The sequence below is a fragment of the Mesorhizobium sp. M0016 genome (genome assembly GCF_040324035.1).
Classification (GTDB): domain Bacteria; phylum Pseudomonadota; class Alphaproteobacteria; order Rhizobiales; family Rhizobiaceae; genus Mesorhizobium.
In genome coordinates, this window is record NZ_JAMYVM010000033.1 from 37,694 (window position 1) to 62,155 (window position 24,462).

At 63.9% G+C, this 24,462-nt stretch carries 15 protein-coding genes; 5 read left to right on the plus strand and 10 right to left on the minus strand.

The features are described from left to right. Positions 1-23 precede the first annotated feature (23 nt). From NKJ88_RS30195 to NKJ88_RS30205, 3 genes are all read left to right on the plus strand, one after another. Complete coding sequence (locus tag NKJ88_RS30195; RefSeq protein ID WP_352446622.1) at positions 24-1,082, plus strand: D-TA family PLP-dependent enzyme; 1,059 nt, start codon at positions 24-26, stop codon at positions 1,080-1,082. A gap of 69 nt (positions 1,083-1,151) precedes the next feature. Further along, positions 1,152-1,457, plus strand: coding sequence for a type II toxin-antitoxin system RelE/ParE family toxin (locus NKJ88_RS30200; protein WP_352446623.1), 306 nt, complete (start codon positions 1,152-1,154; stop codon positions 1,455-1,457). After that, positions 1,450-1,746 (plus strand): addiction module antidote protein, encoded by a 297-nt coding sequence (locus tag NKJ88_RS30205; protein WP_023672893.1) that lies wholly within the window; start codon positions 1,450-1,452, stop codon positions 1,744-1,746. Before NKJ88_RS30200 ends, NKJ88_RS30205 begins: the two co-directional genes overlap by 8 nt. A gap of 47 nt (positions 1,747-1,793) precedes the next feature. Here the strand turns inward: NKJ88_RS30205 and NKJ88_RS30210 are convergent, their stop codons facing one another. The 10 genes from NKJ88_RS30210 to hutI all read right to left on the minus strand — a co-directional run bounded on the left by NKJ88_RS30210 (position 1,794) and on the right by hutI (position 22,137). Continuing rightward, entirely contained in the window at positions 1,794-3,425 is a 1,632-nt protein-coding gene (locus NKJ88_RS30210) for a tetratricopeptide repeat-containing sulfotransferase family protein (RefSeq protein ID WP_352446624.1), read from the minus strand. Between the two features lie 35 nt (positions 3,426-3,460). Then, entirely contained in the window at positions 3,461-4,132 is a 672-nt protein-coding gene (locus NKJ88_RS30215) for an outer membrane protein (protein ID WP_023742739.1), read from the minus strand. A gap of 194 nt (positions 4,133-4,326) precedes the next feature. Further along, positions 4,327-5,079 (minus strand): heme ABC transporter permease, encoded by a 753-nt coding sequence (locus tag NKJ88_RS30220; protein WP_023682911.1) that lies wholly within the window; start codon positions 5,077-5,079, stop codon positions 4,327-4,329. A 173-nt stretch (positions 5,080-5,252) separates the two neighbouring features. Then, on the minus strand, positions 5,253-7,025 hold the full coding sequence (locus NKJ88_RS30225) for a glucan ABC transporter ATP-binding protein/ permease (RefSeq protein ID WP_023672897.1): 1,773 nt from the start codon (positions 7,023-7,025) through the stop codon (positions 5,253-5,255). Between the two features lie 344 nt (positions 7,026-7,369). After that, a complete protein-coding gene (locus NKJ88_RS30230; RefSeq protein ID WP_352446625.1) occupies positions 7,370-15,949 on the minus strand; it encodes a glycoside hydrolase family 94 protein in 8,580 nt (2,859 codons plus the stop codon). A 313-nt stretch (positions 15,950-16,262) separates the two neighbouring features. Then, a complete protein-coding gene (locus NKJ88_RS30235; protein WP_023831555.1) occupies positions 16,263-16,841 on the minus strand; it encodes a HutD/Ves family protein in 579 nt (192 codons plus the stop codon). Positions 16,842-16,853: 12 nt separating this feature from the next. Beyond that, complete coding sequence (gene hutU, locus NKJ88_RS30240; protein WP_023805061.1) at positions 16,854-18,524, minus strand: urocanate hydratase; 1,671 nt, start codon at positions 18,522-18,524, stop codon at positions 16,854-16,856. Positions 18,525-18,552: 28 nt separating this feature from the next. Beyond that, positions 18,553-19,365: an N-formylglutamate deformylase gene (hutG, locus tag NKJ88_RS30245; RefSeq protein WP_023742743.1), complete on the minus strand. Its 813-nt coding sequence runs from the start codon at positions 19,363-19,365 to the stop codon at positions 18,553-18,555. Position 19,366: 1 nt separating this feature from the next. Next, positions 19,367-20,905, minus strand: a complete 1,539-nt coding sequence (hutH, locus tag NKJ88_RS30250) for a histidine ammonia-lyase (RefSeq protein ID WP_352446626.1) — start codon at positions 20,903-20,905, stop codon at positions 19,367-19,369. Further along, complete coding sequence (hutI, locus tag NKJ88_RS30255; protein WP_023816261.1) at positions 20,902-22,137, minus strand: imidazolonepropionase; 1,236 nt, start codon at positions 22,135-22,137, stop codon at positions 20,902-20,904. The genes hutH and hutI overlap by 4 nt, the downstream gene beginning before the upstream one ends. An 88-nt stretch (positions 22,138-22,225) precedes the next feature. On the opposite strand from hutI, the gene NKJ88_RS30260 reads away from it, so the two are divergent. Next, the gene (locus NKJ88_RS30260; protein ID WP_023824550.1) at positions 22,226-23,578 is read left to right on the plus strand and encodes a formimidoylglutamate deiminase; all 1,353 of its coding nucleotides are present in this window, start codon (positions 22,226-22,228) and stop codon (positions 23,576-23,578) included. Continuing rightward, complete coding sequence (gene hutC, locus NKJ88_RS30265) at positions 23,575-24,315, plus strand: histidine utilization transcriptional repressor HutC (protein WP_352446627.1); 741 nt, start codon at positions 23,575-23,577, stop codon at positions 24,313-24,315. The genes NKJ88_RS30260 and hutC overlap by 4 nt, the downstream gene beginning before the upstream one ends. The last annotated feature ends 147 nt before the right edge of the window (positions 24,316-24,462 follow it).

The window sequence follows — 24,462 nt, forward strand, 5'->3', positions numbered from 1 at the left end:
CAGATTTCCCAGGGTGATATTTCATGCAAGGCATAGACGACCTCGACACGCCGGCGATCCTCATCGACGCAGCCCGCGCCGAAGCCAACATCACACGAGCGCAGGCGCATGCCGACCGCCACGGGCTGAAACTCAGGCCGCACATCAAGACGCACAAACTGCCTTATTGGGCGAAGAAGCAGATGGCGGCCGGCGCGGTCGGCATCACCTGCCAGAAGATCGGCGAGGCCGAAGTGATGGCCGATGCCGGGCTGACCGATATTTTCCTGCCCTACAACATCCTTGGCCGCGCCAAGCTGGAGCGCCTCAAGGCCCTGCATGGCCGCGTGACACTGTCAGTGACGGCCGACAGCCGCGAAACACTGGAGGGGCTCGCCGCCACCTTCACCGATGCAGGGCACCCCCTGCCCGTCCTGGTCGAATGCGATACCGGCATGGGCCGTTGTGGTGTGCAAAGCGCCGCCGAGGCGCTGGCACTGGCGAAGTTGATCGACCAAGCCAAGGGGCTCACCTTCGGCGGGCTGATGACCTACCCCGCGGCCGGCCGCGCCGCCGAGGCTGAATCCTGGCTGGCCGGCGCCAAACAAACGCTCGCGGCCTCGGGTCTCGCCTGTGATCGCATCTCCAGCGGCGGCACGCCTGACATGTGGCGCTCGGGCGAGGACAGCGTGGTGACCGAATACCGCCCCGGCACCTACATCTACCTCGACCGGTATCAGGTCGCCAAAGGCGTCGGCACGCTCGACGATTGTGCGCTGACGGTGCTCGCCACCGTGGTCAGCCATCCGACGCCGGCCCGCGCCATCCTCGACAGCGGCAGCAAGGCGCTGTCCAGCGACACGCTGGGCCTCACCGATTTTGGCGAGCTGCTCGGCATGCCCGGCGCCCGCGTCACCAGCTTGAGCGAGGAACATGGCACGGTCACGCTTGCGAATGGCGCGAGCCTGCGCATCGGCGAACGCGTTCGCGTGGTGCCTGATCATTGCTGCGTCGTGACCAACCTGTTCGACCAGGTGCATCTGATCGACGGTGACAAGGTGCTGGAAACGCTGAAGGTGGAAGCGCGTGGGCGGATGGGGTGAGGCTTTTCGTTTTGGAGGCTCGCCCTATTTCGACATTGACGAATTGTAATTTATAACTTACTAGTCCCCATGGCAATCCTGAAGCAGACAGCCACCTTTCGGAGGTGGCACCAAAAGCTGAAAGACGGAAGAGCCAAGGCGGCAATTGCCGTTCGGCTGCAACGTTTGATTGTAGGAAATCCCGGCGACGTGGCCCCAGTGGGTGAAGGCATCAGTGAATTGCGCATTCACTATGGGCCCGGCTATCGCGTTTATTTTCACAAGCGCGGTGAAACGGTCATCCTGCTCCTGTGCGGCGGGGATAAAAGTTCACAAGAAACCGACATACGGACAGCAAAGCGCCTGGCCGTAGAATGGAGTGACGACAATGGTTGAAAAAATCTATGATTTCGATCCTGCCGAAATGCTCGATTCCGATACGGCAATCGAGGCGTTTCTGGCAGAGGCAATGGAAACCGGAGACGCCAAATTCGTCGCGTCCGCCCTCGGTGTCGTTGCCCGCGCCAAGGGGATGAGCAACATTGCCAGAAAGACCGGCTTGGCTCGCGAGCATCTTTATACCTCGCTCAGCGAAAACGGTAATCCTACGCTGGAAACCACACTGGCGGTCATGAAAGCATTCGGCTTTCATTTGGCCCCAAAGCACGATGCAACTCAGGTCTAATCTACGCCAGCGCGCGTCGAGCGCGAGGTTGTTCGGGCCAACTGAAATCAGGACGGATAAACCGGACCCAGCGCCGCCTTCAGCGGATCCAGCGCGTCGCCATACAGCTTCCAGCGCTCGACCGAGGATGAATAGATCGGCTGGCGCACCTGCCAGCGGCTCGGCGTCCGCACGGTGCGCTCGGTCTCGTTGAAACGCAGGCAGGCATCGTCCCACTCGACGCCGAGGAATCCGATCAATCCACGGGCGCGATTTTCGAAATCGGCGACCGTTTCTTCGTAGGGCATGTCGTGGATATTCAGCGGGATGACCTTGGTCCAATGGCGCATCAGGCGGTCATACTGCCGGTAATACTGCCCAAGCTTGGTAAGATCGGCATTATAGCCGTGCGCCTCGGAAAAATTATGCATGAAACAGGACGCGCAATTGTCCATCGGGTCACGCCGGCAATGGATGATGCGGGCATTCGGCAAGATCAGGCTGATGAAGGCCAGCAGCTCGAAATTGTGCGGCATCTTGTCGACGACAAGCCGCACCGTGTTGTTGCGCTTTTTGAGATCGTCGAGATATTTCGATCCAAGCTCCTTGGCCTTGGCTGCAGTGAGCGCCGCCATGGCCTTGGTGAAAATGGCTGGGTCGAGCTTGTCGAACCCAAGTTCGCCGGCAAGTGAACGAATGGTCGACAACTCCCCGGCGCCATGGATATCGCGATGACTGGCGCATATCTGCTCGGTCAGCGTCGTTCCCGACCGTGGCATGCCGACGATGAAGACCGGGCGTCTGGATGGATTTCCCAAATTGGCTCGCGCCTCGAAGAAGCCGGCGTCGAAAGTGTCGATGAAGCTGTCGTAAAGCTGGGTGTGCCGGTCGATGTCGAAATCATTGCCGGAAATCGCCTTGGCCCTCGCGAAATGGCGGATGGCCGGGCTATACTCGCGCTGATCATTGAGCATCTTGCCGGCGGCGTGGTGCAGCACTACCCGCTCGCGATCGGTGGTTGTCGGCAATTCCAGGCGTTTCAGCACCAAAGGCAACGTCGGATCGTCCTTGACCGCCCGGCGCGCAAGCGCCATTCCAGCCAGCGCCTCGACATGGCCCGGGTCGATGGCAAGGGCCTTGCTGAAGCATTCGACCGCCTCGGCCGGCCGGCCAATGTCGGTGAGCAAATCGCCCATACCGGCAAGTGCCATCACCGACTGGCCGTCGATAGCCAGCGCCTGGCGATAGAACCCTTCGGCAATGTCGCCCTCGAGCTGGCTGCGGTAGGAGCGGCCGAGATTGCACAGCGCTTCGATGAGCCCTCCGTCGAGCTCGATCGCCTTTCTCAGATGTCTGCGCGCCTTGTCGACGTTGCCGGTGACATTGTAGGCATTGCCGAGATTGTTGCGGAAGATGGCGTTGTCCGGTTCGAGCTTGACCGCCCTTTCCATATAGGCAATGGCGGCGTCATGATGCTCGGCCTCGATGGCGAGCGTGCCCATCAGGTTCAGCGCCATGGCATTTTTGGGCTGCGTGCGAAGCACCGTCTGGTAGCAGAACTCGGCCTCGCGAAAACGCTTGCGCCGTTGCAGGTCGATGCCGCGCTGCAATGTCTTTTCCGCCGGCTCACCGGCGGTCGGCAGCGAGGCTGGGATCATTGCCGGCAGGCCCAGGGGTTGCCGGCGTGGCAAGAGCGGCATCCGTCAAATCCCGGTCGCGGCCTGCGACGAACCAATCAGAACTTCAGGGTTACGCCAAGCTGGAGATTGTGGGAGTACAATTTGGCGTTCTCGTATGTGCCGCCGCCATCATTGTCGTCTAGATCCACGCTTGTCACGGCCTTAAAGCGGTAACCGAAATCGAGGTCGACATTCTGCGTTACCGCGTAGGTAACACCGGCGCCCACTTGGCCGGCGAAACCCCAGCCGCCAGGCCCGTATCCAAAGGCGTGGCCATCAAAGTGAGTATCGGCGGTAACATAGGCCGCGCCGACACCGCCGCCGACATAGAGTTTGGCATCACCAAAATGCGCAACATCGGCCCAGACGTTGGCGAGAAGATAGGTGGCCGACAGATTGCCGGAAGCCGGATAGTTGCCGACGCCCGTGTAGCTGTATTCGCTTGCCTTGTAGCGCGCGTAGGACAGTTCGCCTTCGACACGAAACACATCGTTGATGCGCCGACCGACAGCGCCGCCGATTACGAACCCGGTATCAAGATCGACTGAATAGCCAGTACCATTGTAGTCCGTTTTCACATGGTTCGGGAAACTGGCGCCGCCGAAGAGCGTGACGTACCAGAGATCCTCCGCCCTCGGAACGTCGACAATCGCGTCGGCGGCGTAGGCCGAACTCCAACCAAGCGCCAATGCAAATGTCGAGACGCCAGCCAACAAGCGCAGTTTCATCGCCGATTCCCTCGCTACAACTAGTGACTGGTATCACTCTTGCTTCGCGGCTGAGCTGTCAAGAAAGCAAACGAGATCAAGGAGCCAAGCGAAGTCGGGAACAATCTTTTGAGAATTCTTGTTGCTGCACCGCAACATAACAGCACAGGCTAATGTTTGGCGGCAGGCGTATGGCTTCGGTTTTGAAAATCGCGCTAGTCGGCCTGCCGTGCCGCCACCCTGCGCATGGCGATCACCCGCCGGCGGCGGATTTCGGTGCGCATCGCCGTCAAATGCAGCGCGAAGAACAGCACGGTGAAGCCGAGCGCCATCACCAGCAGTGGCCATAGCAGGCTGGGATCGATCGTCGGTCCGCCGAGCCGGAACACCGAGGCCGGCTGGTGCAGCGTGTTCCACCAGTCGACCGAGAATTTGATGATCGGGATGTTGATGAAGCCGACGAGCGTGATGATGGCGGCGGCCCAGGCGGCGCGGCTGGCGTCATCCAGCGCACGCGTCAGCGCGATGATGCCGAGATACATCAGGAACAGGATGAAGACCGAGGTCAGGCGGGCGTCCCAGACCCACCAGGTGCCCCACATCGGCTTGCCCCAGATCGAGCCGGTGACCAGCGCAAGCGCGGTGAAGGTGGCGCCGATCGGGGCTGCCGACTTCAGCGCGACATCGGCCAAGGGATGGCGCCAGACCAGCGTGCCGAGCGCGGCGACGGCCATCACCGTGTAGCACATCATGGCGAGCCAGGCGAAAGGCACGTGGATATACATGATGCGCACCGTGATGCCCTGCTGGAAATCCTCAGGCGCGGCAAAGCTCATATAGAGACCGATGGCGAGCAGGATCGCGGCGATCGACGCCAGCCACGGCACCAGCCTATCGGCCAGCCCGACAAAGCGCGTGGGGTTGGCGAGGTCGGTCCAGCCGGCGAGGCGTGAGGAGGTATCGCTCATAAGGTCTAGATAGACCGGCGGCGCGTTCGGGGCAATCGAGGGAGTGTCGCAGTCTTATTTACCCTCCCCCTCGTGGGGAGGGTCGCTGCGAAGCAGCGGGGTGGGGGTGGTGGGGCACTACCCCCACCCGGACCCTACGGGTCCGACCTCCCCACAAGGGGGAGGTAAAAAAGCTACGCCGCTTCGATATTCACGGTGCGGCTGAGGCGGCGGACTTCCTCGTCGTTGAGCAGGCCGCCGGCGCGCAGCAGGCTGGCGAAACGGCCATTGCGCAGCGACAGTTCGGCGAAGCCGCCCATCTCGACCACCTTGCCCTTGTCCATGAACACGACCAGGTCGGCGTCGCGGACGGTGGTCAGGCGGTGGGCGATGATGAAGGTGGTGCGGTTGCGCCTCAGTTCGTCGATGGCTTCCTTGACGCGGTCCTCGGTCTCGACATCGAGCGCGCTCGTTGCCTCGTCGAGCACCAGGATCGGTGCGTCCTTGAGCACGGCGCGGGCAATGGCGATGCGCTGACGCTCGCCGCCTGAAAGCTGGCCGCCGCGCTCGCCAACGACGGTGTCATAGCCGGCGCTCTTGGCAAGGATGAAATCCTGCGCGGCAGCCGCATTGGCGGCGGCGTGAACCTCGTCATAAGTCGCCTCGGCACGACCGACGCGGATGTTGTCCTCGATCGAGCGGTTGAGCAGGCCGGCATCCTGGAAGACGGTGGCGATCGAATGACGCAGCGACTTGCGGGTCACCGTGCGGGTGTCGATGCCGTCGATCAGGATACGGCCATGAGACGGCGAGAAGACGCGCTGCAAGAGGTTGATCAGCGTCGTCTTGCCGGCGCCGGTCGGGCCGACGATGGCAACCGTCTGCCCGGCCTGGACTTCGAAGGAGACGTCGTCGACGCCCTGCCTCGAATTGGCAAACTCGAAGCCGACATTCTCGAAGCGGACGTGGCCGGTGACGTTGGTGAGGTCGCGCAAGCCGTCCGGCTCGGCGGAGTCGGCGGCCGAATCCTCGAGGTGATAGAAGTCCTCGAGCTTGGCGCGGGCTTCCGAAATCTGGTTGGCGAAAGCCGACATCTGGTCGAGGCGGGCAATCAGCAGCGTGGCAAAGCCGGTGAAGGCGATGACGTCGCCGATCTTGAGCTGGCCATGGGTGACCAGATAGGCGCCGATCAAAAGCACAACCATCATCGATATGGTCGACGACAGGCGGTGCAACGCATTGGCCATCGCCCACCAGTCGAGCACCGGGTTCTGCGCGTCGAGCAGGTTCTTGACATAGCGGCGCAGCGTATCGGCCTCGTGGCCGAGACGGTTGTAGCTCTGCAGCACGGCGACATTGCTGACCGAGTCGGTCACATGCGCGAAGACCTGATGGTAGTGGCGCTCGACCGCGGCCTGGCCCGCCTTGGTGCGCTTCATCACAAGCCGGCCGATGCCGACATAGAGAACGCCCAGCGCCATTAGCACCAGCGACATGCGAAGATCCATGCTTATCGCGGTCGGAATCAGCAGAGCCAGCGCAACCGCCGTCGACAGATGCTGGCGCATGAATTCAAGCCACAGGCTGAACAGCGTCTCGACGGCGCGCAGCAGCGTGTGCAGCGCGTTGGAGGTGCCGCGCTGGTGGTGCCAGGCGAGCGGCATGGTGATCACGCGCTCGAACGACTGGCACAGCACCTCGCTGCGCCGCTTGTGGGCAAAACGGTCGGCGCCGCGCGCCACCAGCACGAAGGCGACGATGTTAAAGGCGCCGAGACCGGCCCACAGCGCCAGCGTCGAAAACACCGAACCCTTATCGGAGATGGCGTCGATTACCCGGCCGAACATGATCGGCTCGAGGATGGCGATAATGGCGAGCGCGACATTCGCACCGCAGATAAACGCAACGCGCTTCCTGTCGGCTGCGAGATAACCCAGCGCTCTCCAGTAGATTTGCAGAAGTGACACTTCAGCTACTCCGCCCAAAACATTATTGTGCACCGCACCATTTCTTGACACGTACCGGTTAACGGGTCGCAAAACAATGCCCGTCTACCTCTTCCGTTCCCATTCTGCGAACAAAAGATGACGACGTTGCGAAATCTGCCGTGATCACCTAACGGTTTGAGATAAAAGGTGAAATGTCAGTCTTGCGGCAAAATCATGGCAGCATCTGGCGCTGCCACATTTTTAGTCACTGCACGCTTGGACCGCCGGTATCCGGGAAGGCACGCCGTTCTTCGCCAGGAGCATGCCGAAGTAGAAAACGCGCGCCTCGAAAGGCGCGCGTCAATAACCTGAAGCCTTTGATTTTACGCGGGTATCTTGACGACCACCTCGGTCTTGTCGCCGGCTTTCGGCTGAAAACCGGAAGACTTTGTCTTGGTTCCATTGACTTCGAGCGAGATGGATTTGGCCTTTTTGTCGCGGATGACGCGAACCTTGATCTCCGACCCCAGCATCTTCAGCGTGGCAGAATAGCCGTCCCAATGGCTGGGCAGTTTCGGCCGGAACGTGATCTGCTTGCCCCGCCGCTCAATGCCCAGAATTCCTTCGACCGCAGCACGGTAGAGCCATCCCGCTGAGCCCGTATACCAGGTCCAGCCGCCGCGACCGCCCTTGTCCTCACCGGAATAGATGTCGGCGGCGACGACGTACGGCTCGACGCGATAATGCTCGGCCGATGCATCGTCGAGCGCATGGTTGACCGGGTTCAGCATCGAGAAGCAGCGATAGGCATCGTCGGAGCGGCCCATTTCGGCGAGCGCGATCACGAACCAGGTCGCCGCATGGGTGTACTGGCCGCCGTTCTCGCGCACGCCCGGCGGATAACTCTTGATGTAACCAGGGTCCTTTCTCGTGTTCTGGAAGGCCGGGGTAAACAGTTTGACGATCTTGAGCTTGTCGTCGACCAGCAGGTTCGTCGCCTGCTGCATCGCCGTGGTCGAGCGCGCGGGGTCGCCCTCGCCGGAGAGCACGCTCCACGACTGCGCGATGGAGTCGATCTTGCACTCGTCCGAATTGTGCGAGCCAAGCGGCGTGCCGTCATCGTAGCTGCCGCGGCGATACCACTGGCCGTCCCAGGCGGTGCTTTCCAGCGCCCGCTTCAGCACATCGGCGTGTTTTGTCCAGGCCTGCGCCCGCTTGGTGTCGCCCTGCCCCTTGGCCACGGTGGTAAAGTCGCCCAGCGTCTTCAAAAGGAACCAGCCGAGCCAGACACTCTCCCCCTTGCCGGCTTCGCCGACGCGGTTCATGCCGTCGTTCCAGTCGCCGCCGAGGATCAGCGGCAGCCCGGCCGGGCTGCTGCGCTTGATCGCAAGGTCGAGCGCGCGCGCGCAATGGTCGTAAAGCGAAGCGTTCGTCTTGGAGATTTCCGGCGTGAAGAAGGCGTCGTGCTCGCCCTCGCCCAACACCTGCCCGTCGATGAAAGGCAGCTGCTCCTTCAGGATCCCTGTATCGCCGGTCACCTCGATGTAGCGATTGGTGGCATGCGCCAGCCAGACCACATCGTCGGAGATCATGGTGCGCACGCCGGCGTCGGTGCGCGGCAACCACCAATGCTGGACGTCGCCTTCGGGGAACTGCCGGCGCGCCGCATTGAGGATCTGGTCGCGCGCCAGTTTCGGATCATGCGCAAGCAGGGCCAGCGTGTCCTGCAGCTGGTCGCGGAAGCCGAAGGCGCCGCTTGCCTGATAAAAGGCCGAGCGGGCGCGGATGCGGCAGGCCAGGCTCTGATAGGGCAGCCAGTGATTGACCATGGCGTCGAGCGCCTTGTCGGGCGTCTCGACCTGGATGGTGTCGAGGAAGCCGCGCCAGACGCGTTCATTATCGGCCAGCCGCTGGTCGAAATCCTTGCCCGAATGGGTCTGCACCAACGCGCTCGCTTCGGCTGATGTAGCGGCGTCGCCAAGCAGCCAGACCAGCGTGACGTCGCCGCCGGCAGGGATGTCGATGTCGCTGGCGACAGCTGCGCACGGATCGTCGCCGGCCTCGACGCGGCCCGACAGGCCGGCGCCGCTGACGACAGTGTGCGGGAAGGCGCTGGTGCCGTGCCTGCCGATGAACTCGCCACGATCGGCTGTCACCGAATGCACCGGACCGGTGGCGGCCAGGAAGGCCACCCGGTCGCCGAAATCGAGACCGTAGGGGTTTTGCGCCAGAAGCGCGCCGGTCGCTGGATCCCTGGACGGGATGATGGTCGCAGCAGTGCTCGAGCGATGGCTGCCGAGAACCCATTCGGCATAGGCATAGACGCGCAGCCGCGCCGGCCCCGAGCCTGAGTTCTGGATGCGCAGCCGCGTGATCTTCACTGGATCGACGGGATCGACGACGTGCGTCAGATCCATCGACAGCGGGCCGCGTTTGGACCGGAAGGTGGAGAAGCCCTGGCCGTGCCATGTCTCATAGGTCATCGAGGGATCGCGGACCACGGCAGCCAGCGGCGAGAATGCCTTGCCGCTGGCCTGATCGTAGATGTAGATGCCCTCGCCCGGCCGGTTGGTGACCGGATCGTTCGACCATGGCGTCAGCTGGTAATCGCGGCTGTTGCGGCTCCAGGTGAAGGCAGCGCCTTCGGCCGAGACATGGAATCCGAACGAGGCGTTCGAGACGACGTTGATCCAGGGCTGCGGCGTCGAGCGCCGCCCGGCAAGGCGGGTGACATAGTGGCGGCCGTCGCCCTCGAAACCGCCAAAGCCGTTCCATTGGCTGAGGCCGCTGCCGTCGGCGCTGCTGTCGGACGCGGCATGGTATGCAGGCGCCGCCGGCACCGGCAGAGACGGCTCGCGCAGCGACGCGGGGGCCACCGGCTGCAGGGCATCGCGTGCTTGCAAGGCTGCCGCCTCGGCGCGTTCGATCTGGTCGAAGATGGTGCCGTTGCGCGTGTGCAGAACCACGCGGGCAACCGCCAGCAGCGTCTTGTACGTCGCCTCGTCCATCAGGTCGCGGCGCACGGCGAAGATGTGCTGGCGCGGCCCGAGTTCCTTGCCGCGCAGGCGGCTGTTTTCGCACAGCGTCTCGACCGCGCGCTGCAGGTCCTGGACATAGGACGATGCCTGCTCGTTGACGACCACGAAGTCGATCATCATGCCGCGGGCGCGCATATACTCCTGGAAGCGCAGCGCCTGGGCGACAATTTCGAGGTCGGCCACGTCGCCGATGCGGACCAGGAAGATCGGGAAATCGCCCGAAATGCTGGTCGGCCACAGGCTGGACTGCTTGCCCAGCCCCGAAGCGATGGATTCGCCGGGCAGGCGCAGGAACGGATCGGGATAGATCAGGAAGCGCGCCAGCTTCTGCACGTTGGCGGCGTCGGTCAGGCTGAGACCAAGATGGCGGGTCTGCACCTGCGAACGCGTCCAGGCAAGCATCGCCTGGCGGGCAAAACTTTCGGGATGGTCGAGCCTGGCGATGGCCTCGTCAAGTTCGGCGCGGTTGGCGCCGACGGCGGTCCAGAAGGTCAGCGATATCTTCTTGTTGGCCGGCACCCGCACCTGGCGGCGCAGGGCCGCTACCGGATCGAGGGTGAAGCCGTGGTGACCGCCAAGCTTGGCGCCGGGATCGAAGGCCGCCGCTTCCGCGATGGTACGGCCACGGCCGATGAAGGCACGGCGGTCGGTTTCGGCCTCGGCATCGCGCGCCGACCCGGACGGATCGGTGACGAAATGCACCATGGTGACGTCAGGCTCGTGCTTGTCGCGCTTGCGCCTGGTGGCAAAGATGGCACCGTTGTTGGCAGCGATCTCGGTCTCGATAAACATTTTCGAGAACGCAGGATGGGCATTGTCGGAGGCTTCGTTGCCCAGCACCAGCTCGGCAAACGAGGTCACCTCGATATGCCGGTCAGTGGCGCCGTCATTGTAGAGCGTGACGCGCCGTCCCTCGCCATTGCCTTCCGAGATGACGATGCATTCGACCTCCGAACGCAGCGAGCCCACTGTTTTGACGAAGCTCGCCTTGTCGTCGGAAAACAGCGTTTGCACTCTCTCGCCGGTCGCCTGCTTCGGCTCTGCGGTGGCCGACCACCAGTCGCCGCTGCCGGCGTCGCGCAGGAAGATGTAGGAGCCGAGCCGGTCTTCGGTCGGGTCGGGCTGCCAACGGGTGACGGCGAGTTCGCCCCAGCGGCTGTAACCGGAACCGGTGGCCGAGACCATGACGGAGTAGCGGCCATTGGACATGACGCTGGTGGCGCGCAACGCCCTCAGCGGGTCGAGGATAATGCGCGAGTCCGGGCTCTCGACCTCGGTCTCGTCCTTCGAACGCTCGTCGGCTTCGGTCCTGACCGTGGCGGTCGGGATGTCGCGCGGCGCCCTCTCCTGCAGCAGGAGTTCGGCAGACTCGATCACCGGATCGCTGTGGAAGCGGTCGCGCAGCCGGCCCTCGAAGATGGCGTCGGCAACGGCGGCGATCGACATGCCGGAGTGATGCGCCATGTAGTTCAGGACAACGGCATGGTCGGTGCCTTCCGGCACGCGCTGCGGCGTGAAGTCGACGGCGTCGTAAAAGCCATGCCGGCCGAGAGCGCCGATGGAGCGCAGCCTGGCCAGATTCTGGACGGATTCGCGCGGTGTGAACTGCGCCGCGAGGATCGTGGCGTAAGGCGCGATCACCGTGTTCTGGCCAAGGCCGCGCTTGAGACCAAGTCCGGGCACGCCGAAATTGGTATACTGGTAGGTCAGTTCGCGGTCGCGGGCATTGTAGGCCGCTTCCGAAATGCCCCAGGGCACGTTCTTCGAACGCGCGTACTGGATCTGGCGCTTGATGATCAGCTTGCTGGTCTGGTTGAGGATCGACCCCTGCGGCTCCTTCATTACCAAAGGCGGCATCAGATACTCGAACATCGAGCCCGACCAGGACATCAGCGCACCCTGGAAGCCGATCTCGACGATCGGCCTTCCAAGCCGGAACCAATGCTCCGTCGGCAGGTCACCCTTGGCGATGGCGAACAGGCTGGTCAGCCGCGCCTCGGAGGCGAGCAGATCGTAGCAGCTCTCGTCGAGCTGGTGCTCCTCGACCCGGTAGCCGATCGAGAGCAGTTTGCGCTCCTGACGCATCAGGAAAGAGAAATCCATCTCGAAGGCATAGCGGCGGCAGCGTTCGCGCAGCGCCAGCAGCTTGGCGCGCAAGGCTTCGACGGCGTTTTCGTCGCTGTGCGAGTCATGCACATGCGCCTCGCAGGTCGCTTCCAGCCGGGCCGCCCAGTCGGCGATAATGTCGCTCCGCTGCGATCCGGCCTCGGTGTGGATGGCGGTGGCGAGCTTGCGGATCTCGCCGGCAAGCACGGCCAGGTTGATCGTGCGGATCGAGGCCATCTCCGGCTGCGCCTTGATGGTCATGACGGCGCGCCGCATGCCATCGAGGCGATCGGCCAGACGCTGGCGCAACGGCCGCAGTTGCCGGCGGTCGTCAGGCAATTCCTCGAGGCTCTCGTCGAGGATACTCACCGTGTCGAGGACGCCTTCGAAATCGCCCTGCAGGTGAACGGACGGGGCTTCCGCCCATTCGGCGCAGGCAGCCGCCACCGCGACCAGATGTCCGGCGAGATTGCCGCTGTCGACGGCGGAGATGTAGAGCGGATAGAGCGGTTTGAGCGTCGTGGTGTCGTACCAGTTGAAGAGGTGGCCACGGTTGCGCGGCATGCTCTCGATGGTCGTCATCGTGGCGTCGATCCGGGTGATGGCGTCGGAGAGCGCAATCCAGCCGAAATCGCGTGCCGACACCACCGACAGCAGGTAGACGCCGATATTGGTCGGCGACGTCCGCGGCGCTACAACGGGCGCCGGGCTTTCCTGGAAATTGTCGGGCGGCAGATTGTGGTGCTCGGCCGTGACGAAGGTTTCGAAATAATGCCAGGTGCGGCGCGCCACGGTGCGCAGCGCGTGGATGTCGGCCTGCGATATGCGCAGGCGGTCCTCGGTCTCGGCCGAGCGGCTGATCCAGCAGGCAACCGCTGGCGAACCGATCCAGAACAGAGCGAAGAAGAAGGCGACGAAGGCACCGGTGGAATCGGCCAGCACGGGGATAGCGAGACCGACGACGCCGATGATCACGGCGCCATACATCATGCTGTAATAGGAGCCGATATCGTTGTCGCCGCCCTTGTGCGCCTGCGACGCGGTGCGCCATTCCAGCAGGTTCTGGCGGCTGACGAACAGGCGGTAGAGCGTGCGCACGATGGCGTCGCCCATCATCCAGGCATTGTGCGCCATCAACAGCACTTTCAGCGCCACAAGGGCCGTGCCGAAGACGGTGTCGTGCGCCAGCGCGGAGAAATGGCCGCGCGGCGTCTGGTCGCCGCTCTTGGGCAGGATGGCGTTGACGACATCGAAGGTCGGCGCCATGAACAGCGACAGGATCAGCAGCGCCTGCCACTGCGCGGCCTGCGTGAAGGGCAGCAGCGTCCAGCCGGCGATCGCCGCCATCACCCAGAAGATCGGGGTCAGCGAGCGGCGCAGATTGTCGACCATCTTCCAGCGCGACAGCGCCGGCACGCCGGAACGCGGCGAGAAGATGAAGCGCAGCAGCTGCCAGTCGCCGCGCGCCCAGCGGTGGTGGCGCGAGGCGTCGACCGAGTAGCGGGTAGGATAGTCCTCGACCAGTTCGACGTCGGTGACAAGTGCTGCGCGCGCCAGCGCACCTTCGAGCAGATCGTGGCTGAGGACGGTGTTTTCCTCGATGCGGCCCTGCAGCGCCGCCTCGAAAGCGTCGACGTGATAAAGGCCCTTGCCGGTGAAGGAGCCGTCGCTGAAGACGTCCTGGTAGAGATCCGAGACGGCAAAGACGTAAGGATCGAGACCGCTGTTGGACGAGAAGACGCGCTGGAAGAAAGAAGCGTCGTCGCCGCTGGTGAGCGAGGCTGTGATGCGCGGCTGCAGAATGGTGTAGCCGGCGGTAACGACGCGCTTTGTCGCGTCGAAATGCGGGCGGTTGAGCGGATGGGCGAGCTTGCCGACCAGTGACGACACGGCGTCGCGCGTGGTGCGCGTGTCGGCGTCGAGCGTCATGACATAGACGACCTTTTCCGGCAGCGGCACGTCGAGCGGCAGGAAGGTGGTGTCGCTGTCGCCGCGCAAGAGAAGGTTCAGCTCATGCAGCTTGCCGCGCTTGCGCTCCCAGCCCATCCAGGCGCCCTGCGCCTGGTTGTAGAGCCGGCGGCGATGCAGGATATAGAAACGCGGCGCGCCTTCCGAGGGATAACGGGCATTGAGCCTGGCGATCTCGTCGCGCGCATATTGCAGGATCTCGATGTCGGCGGCGTCGATCTCGGTCTTGGAATCCGGCCAGTCGGACAGCAGCGCGAAATGGATTTCTTCGGCCGTGTTGGCGAGGTGATGCACCTCGATGTTGCGGATGTTTTCCTCGACATCATCGCGCGAGCCGATCAGCGACGGCACCACGACCAAGGTGCGTGATGCCGCTGGAATGCCGTGCTTGTAATCATAGCCGACGAGCCGCGTCGGCTTCAGGAACAGTGAAACAACGGTGTTGAAGAAGGCGAGCGCGCCTTCGCTGGCAGGCACCGCAAACAGCGCCAGCATCAGCGTGATGGATTCCACCGACAGGCCAAGATGGGCAAGCGCATTGCCGGAGACAACCAGCAGTAGCACCGTAAGCAGGAAGACCGGCACAACGATGCCGAGCCAGCCCGTGGCGGTGAAGGCGCGCTTGAAGGTCACATGGAAGGGCGGCCGGTAGCCGATCGCCTCTTCCAGATCCGGCCGGCGCGGGCCGACCAGGAAGAAGCCGACATCGGTATGCATGGCCGGATCGGCTGATGCATCCGGCACGCCGGAGGCATCGGTGACGCCGGGGACATGGCTGGCCAGTTCGATGGCCTTTTCGGCGACACGGAATTCGGACAGGTCGGAGCGGCGCGCCAGTTGCTCGATCGACGTGCGGTACTGGTCGCGCGAAAAGAAATCGAGCGCGGCGAAATCGGTGCGCTCGCGCAAGAGCGTGTCGATGCGGCTGACGCCCTCGAACCACACCGTCCAGTCGACGTCGTTGATGAGGCGCAGGCCGCGGATGATGTTGCCGGTGGTGACATTGCCGCTGGACAGCGTGCGATGCTCGGAAATGATGATTTCCTCGGCGTCGGAGCCGGTTTTCTCGAGCTCGACCTCCAGCCATTCCAGCGCCCTGCCGGCATTCTGCGAGCCGTCGCGCAGGCGGTAGAGCAACTGGGTGGCGAAGGTGGTGTCCTGCGCATGCGCGCCGTAGCCCGACAGGATCTTCCGGCGGTCTGCATTGTCGTCGGTCGCCAGCACGCGGTCGGCGACCTCGTTGGCGATATGGCGCATCTGCCTGGTGCGGTCGACGCGCACGGCGATGCGGCGCAGATTCTCGATCAAAACGAAGCGCAGCAGCGACGGCAGCGCCCAGAGCTCGCCGATCTTGAGCGGCTCGACCGACTGAAAACCCTCGACGATGGATTTGAACATGGTCGCCGAAACCGAACTGTCGGAATGGGCAACATAGCTCCAGGCCAAGGCCAGCGCGCGCGGCACTGCGGCGCGATCGGCCACTTCCAGGGTCGGCAACTGCCGGTAGAAACGGCGCGGCAGGTCGCGCTTCACCTGAAAAATGGTCTCCTCGACGAGATAATTGTTGTCGAGCAGCCATTGCGCGGCAGGCGTGATGGTTTCGCCCTTGGCCTGGGCGGCATTGGTCGAGCGGTAGACTTCGAGGATTTTCTTTGCGCTGTCGCGGATGCGGGCCTGGAAATCGAACTGCGTCAGGCCGAACAGGTCCTTGATGTCGCCCTTGGCGAGGCTTTCGCCCAGCGCGCGCAGCCGCTCTTCGGGCAGGAAATTGGAGCGTATCGGCTCTTCGGTGATGACCGGGAAGCCGGCGCTGGACTTTTCGATATGGGCAGGATTTGTCTGGATATTCATTGAAAATTCCGCATGGGGGACGCGATGCGGCGCCACCGCCACGGCAATGTCCCTAAAACCGATTCAAATGCAATTGGTTGCATGATTACACTGGCCGAAAGTTTTGCTTCGCACCACGCCAGAGGCGTTATCCCTTCGACATTTTAAGTGGGGCTTTCGACAACTTAAGGACGAGCACCCCTGCCCTCCCGTCCGCCTTGGAACGACGGAAGGATTCGGGCTTTTTCGTGATCCAGACAACAGCTTACGCCAGATTTCTCCGGCGTGCGATCATGTTTGGCAACAGGCGTTAATCGTTGTGCTGGCGGTGCGGCTAGCCCAGGCTGGCTATCCGGACGACGAACACGATCGTCGGCCGCACCGGTTCAAGCCGCAGTTTCGCGGCCTGCGGTCCGAGCAACAGCGTGTCGCGAGGTCCAAGGCGCGACGATGTCGCGCCCGTCACGCCGACCTCACCGTCGAACGGCAGGATCAGGGTCATAGCGCTGGTCGGCCGGATATCGGTCGGAACCGAAACCATCAGACGCTGGACCGAGTGCGTTGCCCGCCCGCGGCGGGTCATGACGTTGAGGTCGGTGATCGGACCGGAGATCAGCGCGGCCGTAGTCGGCACATCGGCCGGAAAGGACAGCGGGGCGGAAGCCGCCGTCACTTCGGCCGGCCGCCGGCCAGCAATGTCGAGGACGATGCCCTCGCCTTCCAGCACGGCCAGCGTGCGGTCGACGCCGGCAAAGCCCGAGAACGGCCCGCTATCCTCGACTCGCGCCATCGAAACGCGCCAGTCGAAATCGTCCAGCCCGGCGCCGTCCGGCGAGACGGCGATCTCGGTGGTCGTGCCGCCGCCATTCTTCCACGGCATGACCCGGTAGTCGGCGGCCCATAGGATGCGCATCATTTAAGCCAATCAGCCTAGAATACCGGGCAGATTGAGCTGGTGCTCCTTCGCGCACTCGATGGCGATGTCGTAGCCGGCATCGGCGTGGCGCATGACGCCGGTCGCCGGATCGTTCCACAACACGCGCTCCAGGCGCCTTGCGGCGTCCGGCGTGCCGTCGGCGACGATGACCATGCCGGCATGCTGCGAGAAGCCCATGCCGACGCCGCCGCCATGATGCAGCGACACCCAGGTCGCGCCCGACGCGGTGTTGAGCAACGCATTGAGCAGCGGCCAGTCGGAGACGGCGTCGGAGCCGTCCTTCATCGCTTCCGTCTCGCGGTTCGGCGAAGCGACCGAGCCGGAATCGAGGTGATCGCGGCCGATGACGACGGGCGCCTTCAGTTCGCCCCTGGCCACCATTTCGTTGAAGGCGAGGCCCAGCCTGTGGCGGTCGCCGAGGCCGACCCAGCAGATGCGCGCCGGCAGGCCCTGGAAGGCGATGCGCTCACGTGCCATGTCCAGCCAGTTGTGCAGATGGGTGTTGCCGGGGGTGAGTTCGCGCACCTTGGCGTCCGTCTTGTAGATATCCTCGGGATCGCCCGAAAGAGCAGCCCAGCGGAACGGGCCGATGCCACGGCAGAACAGCGGCCTTATATAGGCCGGCACGAAACCCGGGAAGGCAAAGGCGTTCTCGAAGCCTTCGTCCTTGGCGACCTGGCGGATGTTGTTGCCATAGTCGAGCGTCGGCACGCCGGCATTCCAGAACGCGACCATCGCCTCGACATGCTCGCGCATTGAGGCGCGGGCGGCCTTCTCGACAGCCTTGGGATCGGAGACGCGCTTCTCGCGCCACTCAGCTATCGTCCAGCCCTTGGGCAGATAGCCGTTAATCGGGTCATGCGCCGAGGTCTGGTCGGTGACCATGTCGGGGCGGATGCCCCGCTTGAACATTTCCGGCACGATGTCGGCCGCATTGCCGAGCAGGCCGACCGACTTCGCCTCGCCGGCCTTGGTCCAGCGCTCGATCATTTCCATCGCTTCGTCGAGCGTCTCGGCCTTCTCGTCGACATAGCGGGTGCGCAGCCGGAAATCGATCGAGTCCGGATTGCATTCGATGGCGAGGCAGCAGGCGCCGGCCATGACGGCGGCAAGCGGCTGGGCGCCGCCCATGCCGCCGAGGCCGCCGGTCAGGATCCATTTGCCCGTAAGGTTGCCATTGTAGTGCTGGCGGCCGGCCTCGACGAAGGTCTCGTAGGTGCCCTGCACGATGCCTTGCGTGCCGATATAGATCCAGGAGCCGGCCGTCATCTGGCCGTACATCATCAGGCCTTTTTTATCGAGTTCGTTGAATTTGTCCCAGGTCGCCCAATGCGGCACGATGTTGGAGTTGGCGATCAGCACGCGCGGCGCATCGGTGTGCGTCCGGAAGACGCCGACCGGCTTGCCGGACTGGACCAGCAGCGTCTCGTCTTCATTGAGGGTCTTCAACGAGGCGACGATGCTGTCGAAATCGTTCCAGGTGCGCGCGGCCCGGCCGATGCCGCCATAGACGACGAGCTCATTGGGGTTTTCGGCGACATCGGGATCGAGGTTGTTCATCAGCATGCGCAGCGGCGCTTCGGTCGTCCAGTATTTGGCGTTGAGCTTGTCGCCGCGGGGCGCGCGCACTTCGCGGATGTTGTGGCGAGGATTGTTCATCATTGTCCCTTTGGAGTAAGGCGGCGTCTCAGCGCCCGGCCCAGTCAATGGCGGATTGGAGGATTTTCGTCAGTGTGGCGCGCATCGGCGCGGCGAACTCGGCATCATAAGGCACCGGCCAATTGTCCGGTTCGCCCTTGCCCTCGGGCTCGCGCAAATAGCCGCGATCGGCAAGTTCCATCTGCAGCGCATGGTAGCCGCCTTGCGGATTGCCGAAATAGCGGGTGATCCAGCCACCCTTGAAACGGCCGTTGATGACATTGCTTTCACCGCTCTCGGCCATGATCTGGCCAACCAGCGCCTGCAGCGTAGGATCCGCGGTCTGGCCGTCATTGGTGCCGAGATTGAATACCGGCAGCGTGCCGTAGAACAGGCGCGGCAGCACCGACCGGATCGAGTGGCAATCGTAAATGACGACCTTCTCATGCAGGCCGCGCAGCCTGACGGCCTGGGCCGCCAGCATTTCATGGTAAGGCACGAAATACGCTATGCGGCGCTGGTCTATCTCCGACGGCGTCGGTTCCGCGCCGGGCAGATACAGCGGATCGCCGTCGAAGGTCTCGGTCGGGCATAGCGTCGTTGTCGTCTGCCCGGGATAGAGCGAGGCGCCGGAAGGATCGCGGTTGACGTCGATGACGGTGCGCGAGATCGACGTGTGCACAATCGTCGCGCCAAGGCCGGCGGCGAAATCGTAGAGATTGTCGATCCACCAGTCGCAATCGCGGCGGCCGAGCCAGGGCGAGACCAGCCGATTGTCGATGCCGGCGAGATCGATACCCGTGTGCGGGATGGACACCAACAGGGGTGCCGTGCCTTCCGTCACTGTCAGCCAGTCGGTCATGTCAGACTCCCGAAATCGAAGGCAGTGTCACCGCGCCGGCAGCCTTGATGGCAGCGCCGCTGCGCACCATGGCGATGGCTTTTTCCATGTCAGGGTGGAAATGCCGGTCATTGTCGAGATGCGGCACCTCGGCGCGGACCAGCTTACGAACCGCTTCCAGAGCTGCACTCGACGCCAGCGGCGCATGGAAATCGCAGCCTTGCGCGGCGGCCAGGAGTTCGATGCCGATGACGGCCGTGGCGTTTTCGATCATGCCGATCAGCCGGCGAGCGCCGTGTGCGGCCATCGAGACGTGGTCTTCCTGGTTGGCCGAGGTCGGGATGGAATCGACGCTCGCGGGATAGGCCTTCTGCTTGTTTTCGGAAACGAGTGCCGCCGCCGTCACCTGCGGGATCATGAAGCCGGAGTTCAGGCCGGGCTTCGGCGTCAGGAATGCCGGCATGCCGGACAGCGCCGGGTCCACCAGCATGGCGATGCGGCGTTCCGACAGCGAGCCGATCTCGCAGACGGCGAGCGCGATCATGTCGGCGGCGAAAGCCACCGGCTCGGCGTGGAAATTGCCGCCTGAAAGCGCAGTATCGTCCTCGGCGAAGATCAGCGGATTGTCGGTGACGCCATTGGCCTCGGTGCCAAGCGTGTCGGCGGCCTGACGCAGCACACTGAGCGCGGCGCCCATCACCTGCGGCTGGCAGCGCAGGCAGTACGGATCCTGCACGCGCTCGTCGCCGACGCGGTGCGATTCACGAATGGCGCTGCCGGCCATCAAGTTGCGCAGCGCTGCCGCCGTCTCGATCTGGCCGGGATGTTTGCGCAGGAGATGGATGCGCGGATCGAAGGGAGCGTCCGAACCCTTGGCGGCGTCGGTCGACAGCGCGCCGGCGACCAGCGCCGACTGATACAGCACTTCGGCCTCGAACAGAGCGGCCAGCGCGTAGGCGGTGGAAAACTGCGTGCCGTTGAGCAGCGCCAGACCTTCCTTGGCGCCGAGCGTCACGGGCTCCAGGCCGTGCGAGACGAAAGCGACCTTGGCCGGGAAGCGGCCATGCGGTGTAAAGCATTCGCCGACGCCGATCATCACCGCCGTCATGTGCGACAGCGGCGCGAGATCGCCGGAGGCGCCGACCGAGCCCTGCGCCGGCACCATGGGGATGACGTCGTTGGCCAGCATCGCTTCCAGCAACTCGATGGTTTGCGGCCGTACGCCCGACGCGCCCTGCGCAAGGCTGGCGAGCTTCAGCGCCATCATCAGCCGAACCACCGAAACCGGCATCGGCTCGCCGACACCGGCGGCATGCGACAAAACGATGTTGCGTTGCAGGGTCTCTAGATCCTCGGCCGGAATGCGGACGCTGGCCAGTTTGCCGAAGCCGGTGTTGATGCCGTAGACCGGCTCACCCTTGGCGACGATGCGGGCGACTGCCTCGGCGCTGGCCTTGATTTTTGGCCGGCAGGAGGCGTCGAGCTTCGGCATGGCGCCACGATAGATAGCGCGCCAGTCGGCCAGCGTCGCATTGCCGGGCTTCAGGTTAAGTTCGGTCATTGTCCTCTCCAGATGCGGGCATGGAGCGGGTTGAAGCCCATGCGGTAGACGAGTTCGGCCGGACGCTCGATGTCCCAGATCGCCAGGTCGGCGGATTTTCCTGCCTCAAGCGTGCCGGTCTTGCCAAGCAGCCCAAGCGCGCGGGCAGCCTCGCGAGTGGTGCCGGCCAGGCATTCCTCGACGGTTAGGCCGAAAAGCGTCGCTGCCATGTTCATGGTCAGCAACAGCGAGGTCAGCGGCGACGTCCCGGGATTGTTGTCGGTGGCGACCGCCATCTTGACGCCGTGCTGGCGGAACAGGCCGACCGGCGGCTTCTTGGTTTCGCGGATGAAATAGTAGGCGCCGGGCAGGATGGTCGCCACGGTGCCGGCCTTGGCCATCGCTGCGGCGCCGGCCTCGTCGGTGTATTCGAGATGGTCGGCCGACAGCGCGCCATAGCGGGCGGCGAGTTCGGCGCCATGCAGGTTGGACAACTGGTCGGCATGGAGTTTGACCGGCAGGCCAAGCGCCTTGGCCTTGTCGAAGACGCGGGCAATCTGTTCCGGCGAAAAGGCAATGCCCTCGCAAAAGCCGTCGACGGCGTCAGCCAGGCCCTCGGCGGCGATTCCGGGGAGGATGGTGTTGGCGACGAGATCGACAAAAGCGTCCTTGTCGCCTTTTGCTTCCGGCGGCAGCGCATGCGCGCCGAGGAAGGTGGTGCGGACCGTGACCGGGCGTTGCTTGTCCAGCTGCCGCGCGGCGCGAAGCGACTTCTGTTCATGTTCGAGATCGAGCCCGTAACCCGACTTTACCTCTACCGTGGTGACGCCCTCGGCCATCAGCGCATCGAGGCGTGGCAGCGTCTGCGCAACCAGTGCGTCTTCGCTCGCGGCACGCAGGGATTTGACCGAGGAGACGATGCCGCCGCCGGCACGGGCGACTTCTTCATAGGTGGCGCCGGCCAGCCGCATCTCGAACTCGTTGGCACGGTTGCCGGCATGGACGAGATGGGTGTGGCAGTCGATCAGGCCGGGCGTGATCCAGCGGCCTTCGCAATCGGTAGTCTCGCCGCCCTGAGCCAACGCTGACGGCATGTCGGCTTCCGGGCCGGCATAGACGATGATGCCGTCACGGGAGACGATCGCGCCCTTTTCGACGATGCCAAGTCCGGCAACGCCTTCGGCCATGGTTGCCAGGCGCGCATCACGCCAAAGCTGAAGGCCCCCTGCCCGGCTTTTGTCTTGTGCCGCCATCATCTTTTTCCGTTGCTTGGATGGCGATTATGTATATACATATTGAAACGCGCTGCAAGTGCATTGTTTATGGAATTCGGAGAAAAACGTGACGGCGATCTTTGCGGAACAGGCGCTGCTGACCGATGGCTGGCATGACAAGGTGCGGATCGTAGTCACGGACGGTCGCATCGCAACCGTCGAAGTCGACACGTCGCCGCGGAGCGGTGACGAACGCCACGCCATTCTGGTGCCCGGCATGCCGAACCTGCACAGCCACGCCTTCCAGCGCGGCATGGCCGGGCTTGCCGAACTGCGCGGTCCCTCCGCCGACAGCTTCTGGAGCTGGCGCGAGGTGATGTACCGCTTCGCGCTGTCGATGACGCCGGACCAGGTCGAGGCGGTCGCCGCCCAGCTTTATGTCGAAATGCTGGAGGCCGGATTCTCGCGCGTCGGCGAATTTCATTATCTCCACCACGATCGCGACGGAAAACCCTATGCCAACCTTGCCGAGATGGCCGAACGTATTGCCGCGGCCGCCGGCGAAACCGGGATCGACCTGACGCTGCTGCCGGTGTTTTATGCCCATTCCTCCTTCGGCGGCGCTGCGCCCAACGAAGGCCAGCGGCGATTCATCAACGATGTGAATCGGTTCGAACGCTTGCTTGAGAAAAGCCGCGAATCGGTTCGTGCGTTGAATCAGGCTGTCGTCGGCGTCGCCCCGCACAGCCTGCGCGCCGCGACGCCGGAGGAACTCAGCGCTGTTGCCGCCATTGCGCCGGACGGACCGATCCACATCCACGTCGCCGAGCAGGCGAAGGAGGTCGAGGATTGCCTGGCGTGGTCGGGTGCGCGACCGGTCGAATGGCTGCTCGCCAATGCCGGGATCGACAAGCGTTGGTGCCTGATCCACGCCACCCACATGACCGAGGCTGAGACAACCGGCATGGCCAGAAGCGGCGCCATTGCCGGGCTTTGCCCGATCACCGAGGCCAATCTCGGCGACGGCACCTTTTCAGCACCTCTGTTCATCGAACATGGCGGCCGCTTCGGCGTCGGCTCGGATTCCAACGTGCTGATCGGCCTGCCGGATGAATTGCGCCAGCTCGAATATTCGCAGCGCCTCGCACACCGCGCCCGCAATGTGCTGGCGGTGGCCGGCGGCTCGACCGGGCGGGCTCTGTTCGACGCCGCCCTCGATGGCGGCAGCACCGCACTCGGCGCCGGCCCGTCGCGGATCGCCGCCGGCGCCGCGGCTGATTTCGTCTCCCTCGACGAAAACCATCCATCGCTGGCCGGAAAAAGTGGCGATGCGATCCTCGACGCCTGGATCTTTGCCAATGGCGGCAAGGTCGATTGCGTCTGGGTGCACGGAAAAAAACAAGTCAGCGGCGGCCGGCATGCAGCGCGTGAGACGATCGCCGAGCGCTTTCGCCATGTGATGACGGCGCTTTCGGCATGAGCATATCAGAGACAGCGGCGGTGGAAGGCGGCGGTTCGCTGCACCAGCGCATCCTGTCCGACATCAGCGAGAAAATAGTGTCCGGCGCCTGGGCGCCGGGTCACCGCATCCCGTTCGAGCACGAGTTGACGGCCGAATACAATTGCTCGCGCATGACGGTGAACAAGGCGCTGTCGCAGCTGGCCAAGGCCGGGCTGATAGAGCGCCGCCGCCGTTCGGGCAGCTTTGTCCGCCAGCCGCAGTCGCAGGCCGCGGTGCTGGAAATCCACGACATCAGGATCGAGGTTGAGTCGCTTGGCCTGGCTTATCGTTACGAGCGCTTGGCGCGGCAGAAAAGGCGCAGCAGCGCCGAGGATCGCGCCTTGCTGGAACTGGACGCAGCCGGACAGGTGCTGGCGCTTGAATGCCGGCATTTTGCCGGCAAGCGGCCGTTCGCGCACGAACAGCGGCTGATCAATCTCGCCGCCGTCGCGGAAGCCGCCGAGGAGGAGTTTCTCGACATCGCCCCCGGCCCTTGGCTGATCGGCCGCGTGCCATGGAGCGAGGCAGAGCACCGTATCCGCGCGGTCGCGGCCGACAGACATATTGCCGAAGCGCTCGACATCGCAACCGGCGCGCCCTGCCTGGTGGTCGAGCGCCGAACCTGGAGCGCCGAGCACCCGGTGACGCAGGCGAGGTTCACCTACGCCGCGGAGAGCCACACGCTGGTGGCGCGGTTCAGGCCTTCGCAGGGGTGATAACCCTCCCCCTCGAGGGGAGGGTCGCGGAGCAAGTGCCGCAAGGCGGCACTGGTGACGCGGGTGGGGTGGGTGGAGACTAGGCGCCCCCCCCCCCGAACGGCATAAACAGGAGGGGGTGAATAAAAGACCCCCCCAGACACCGGG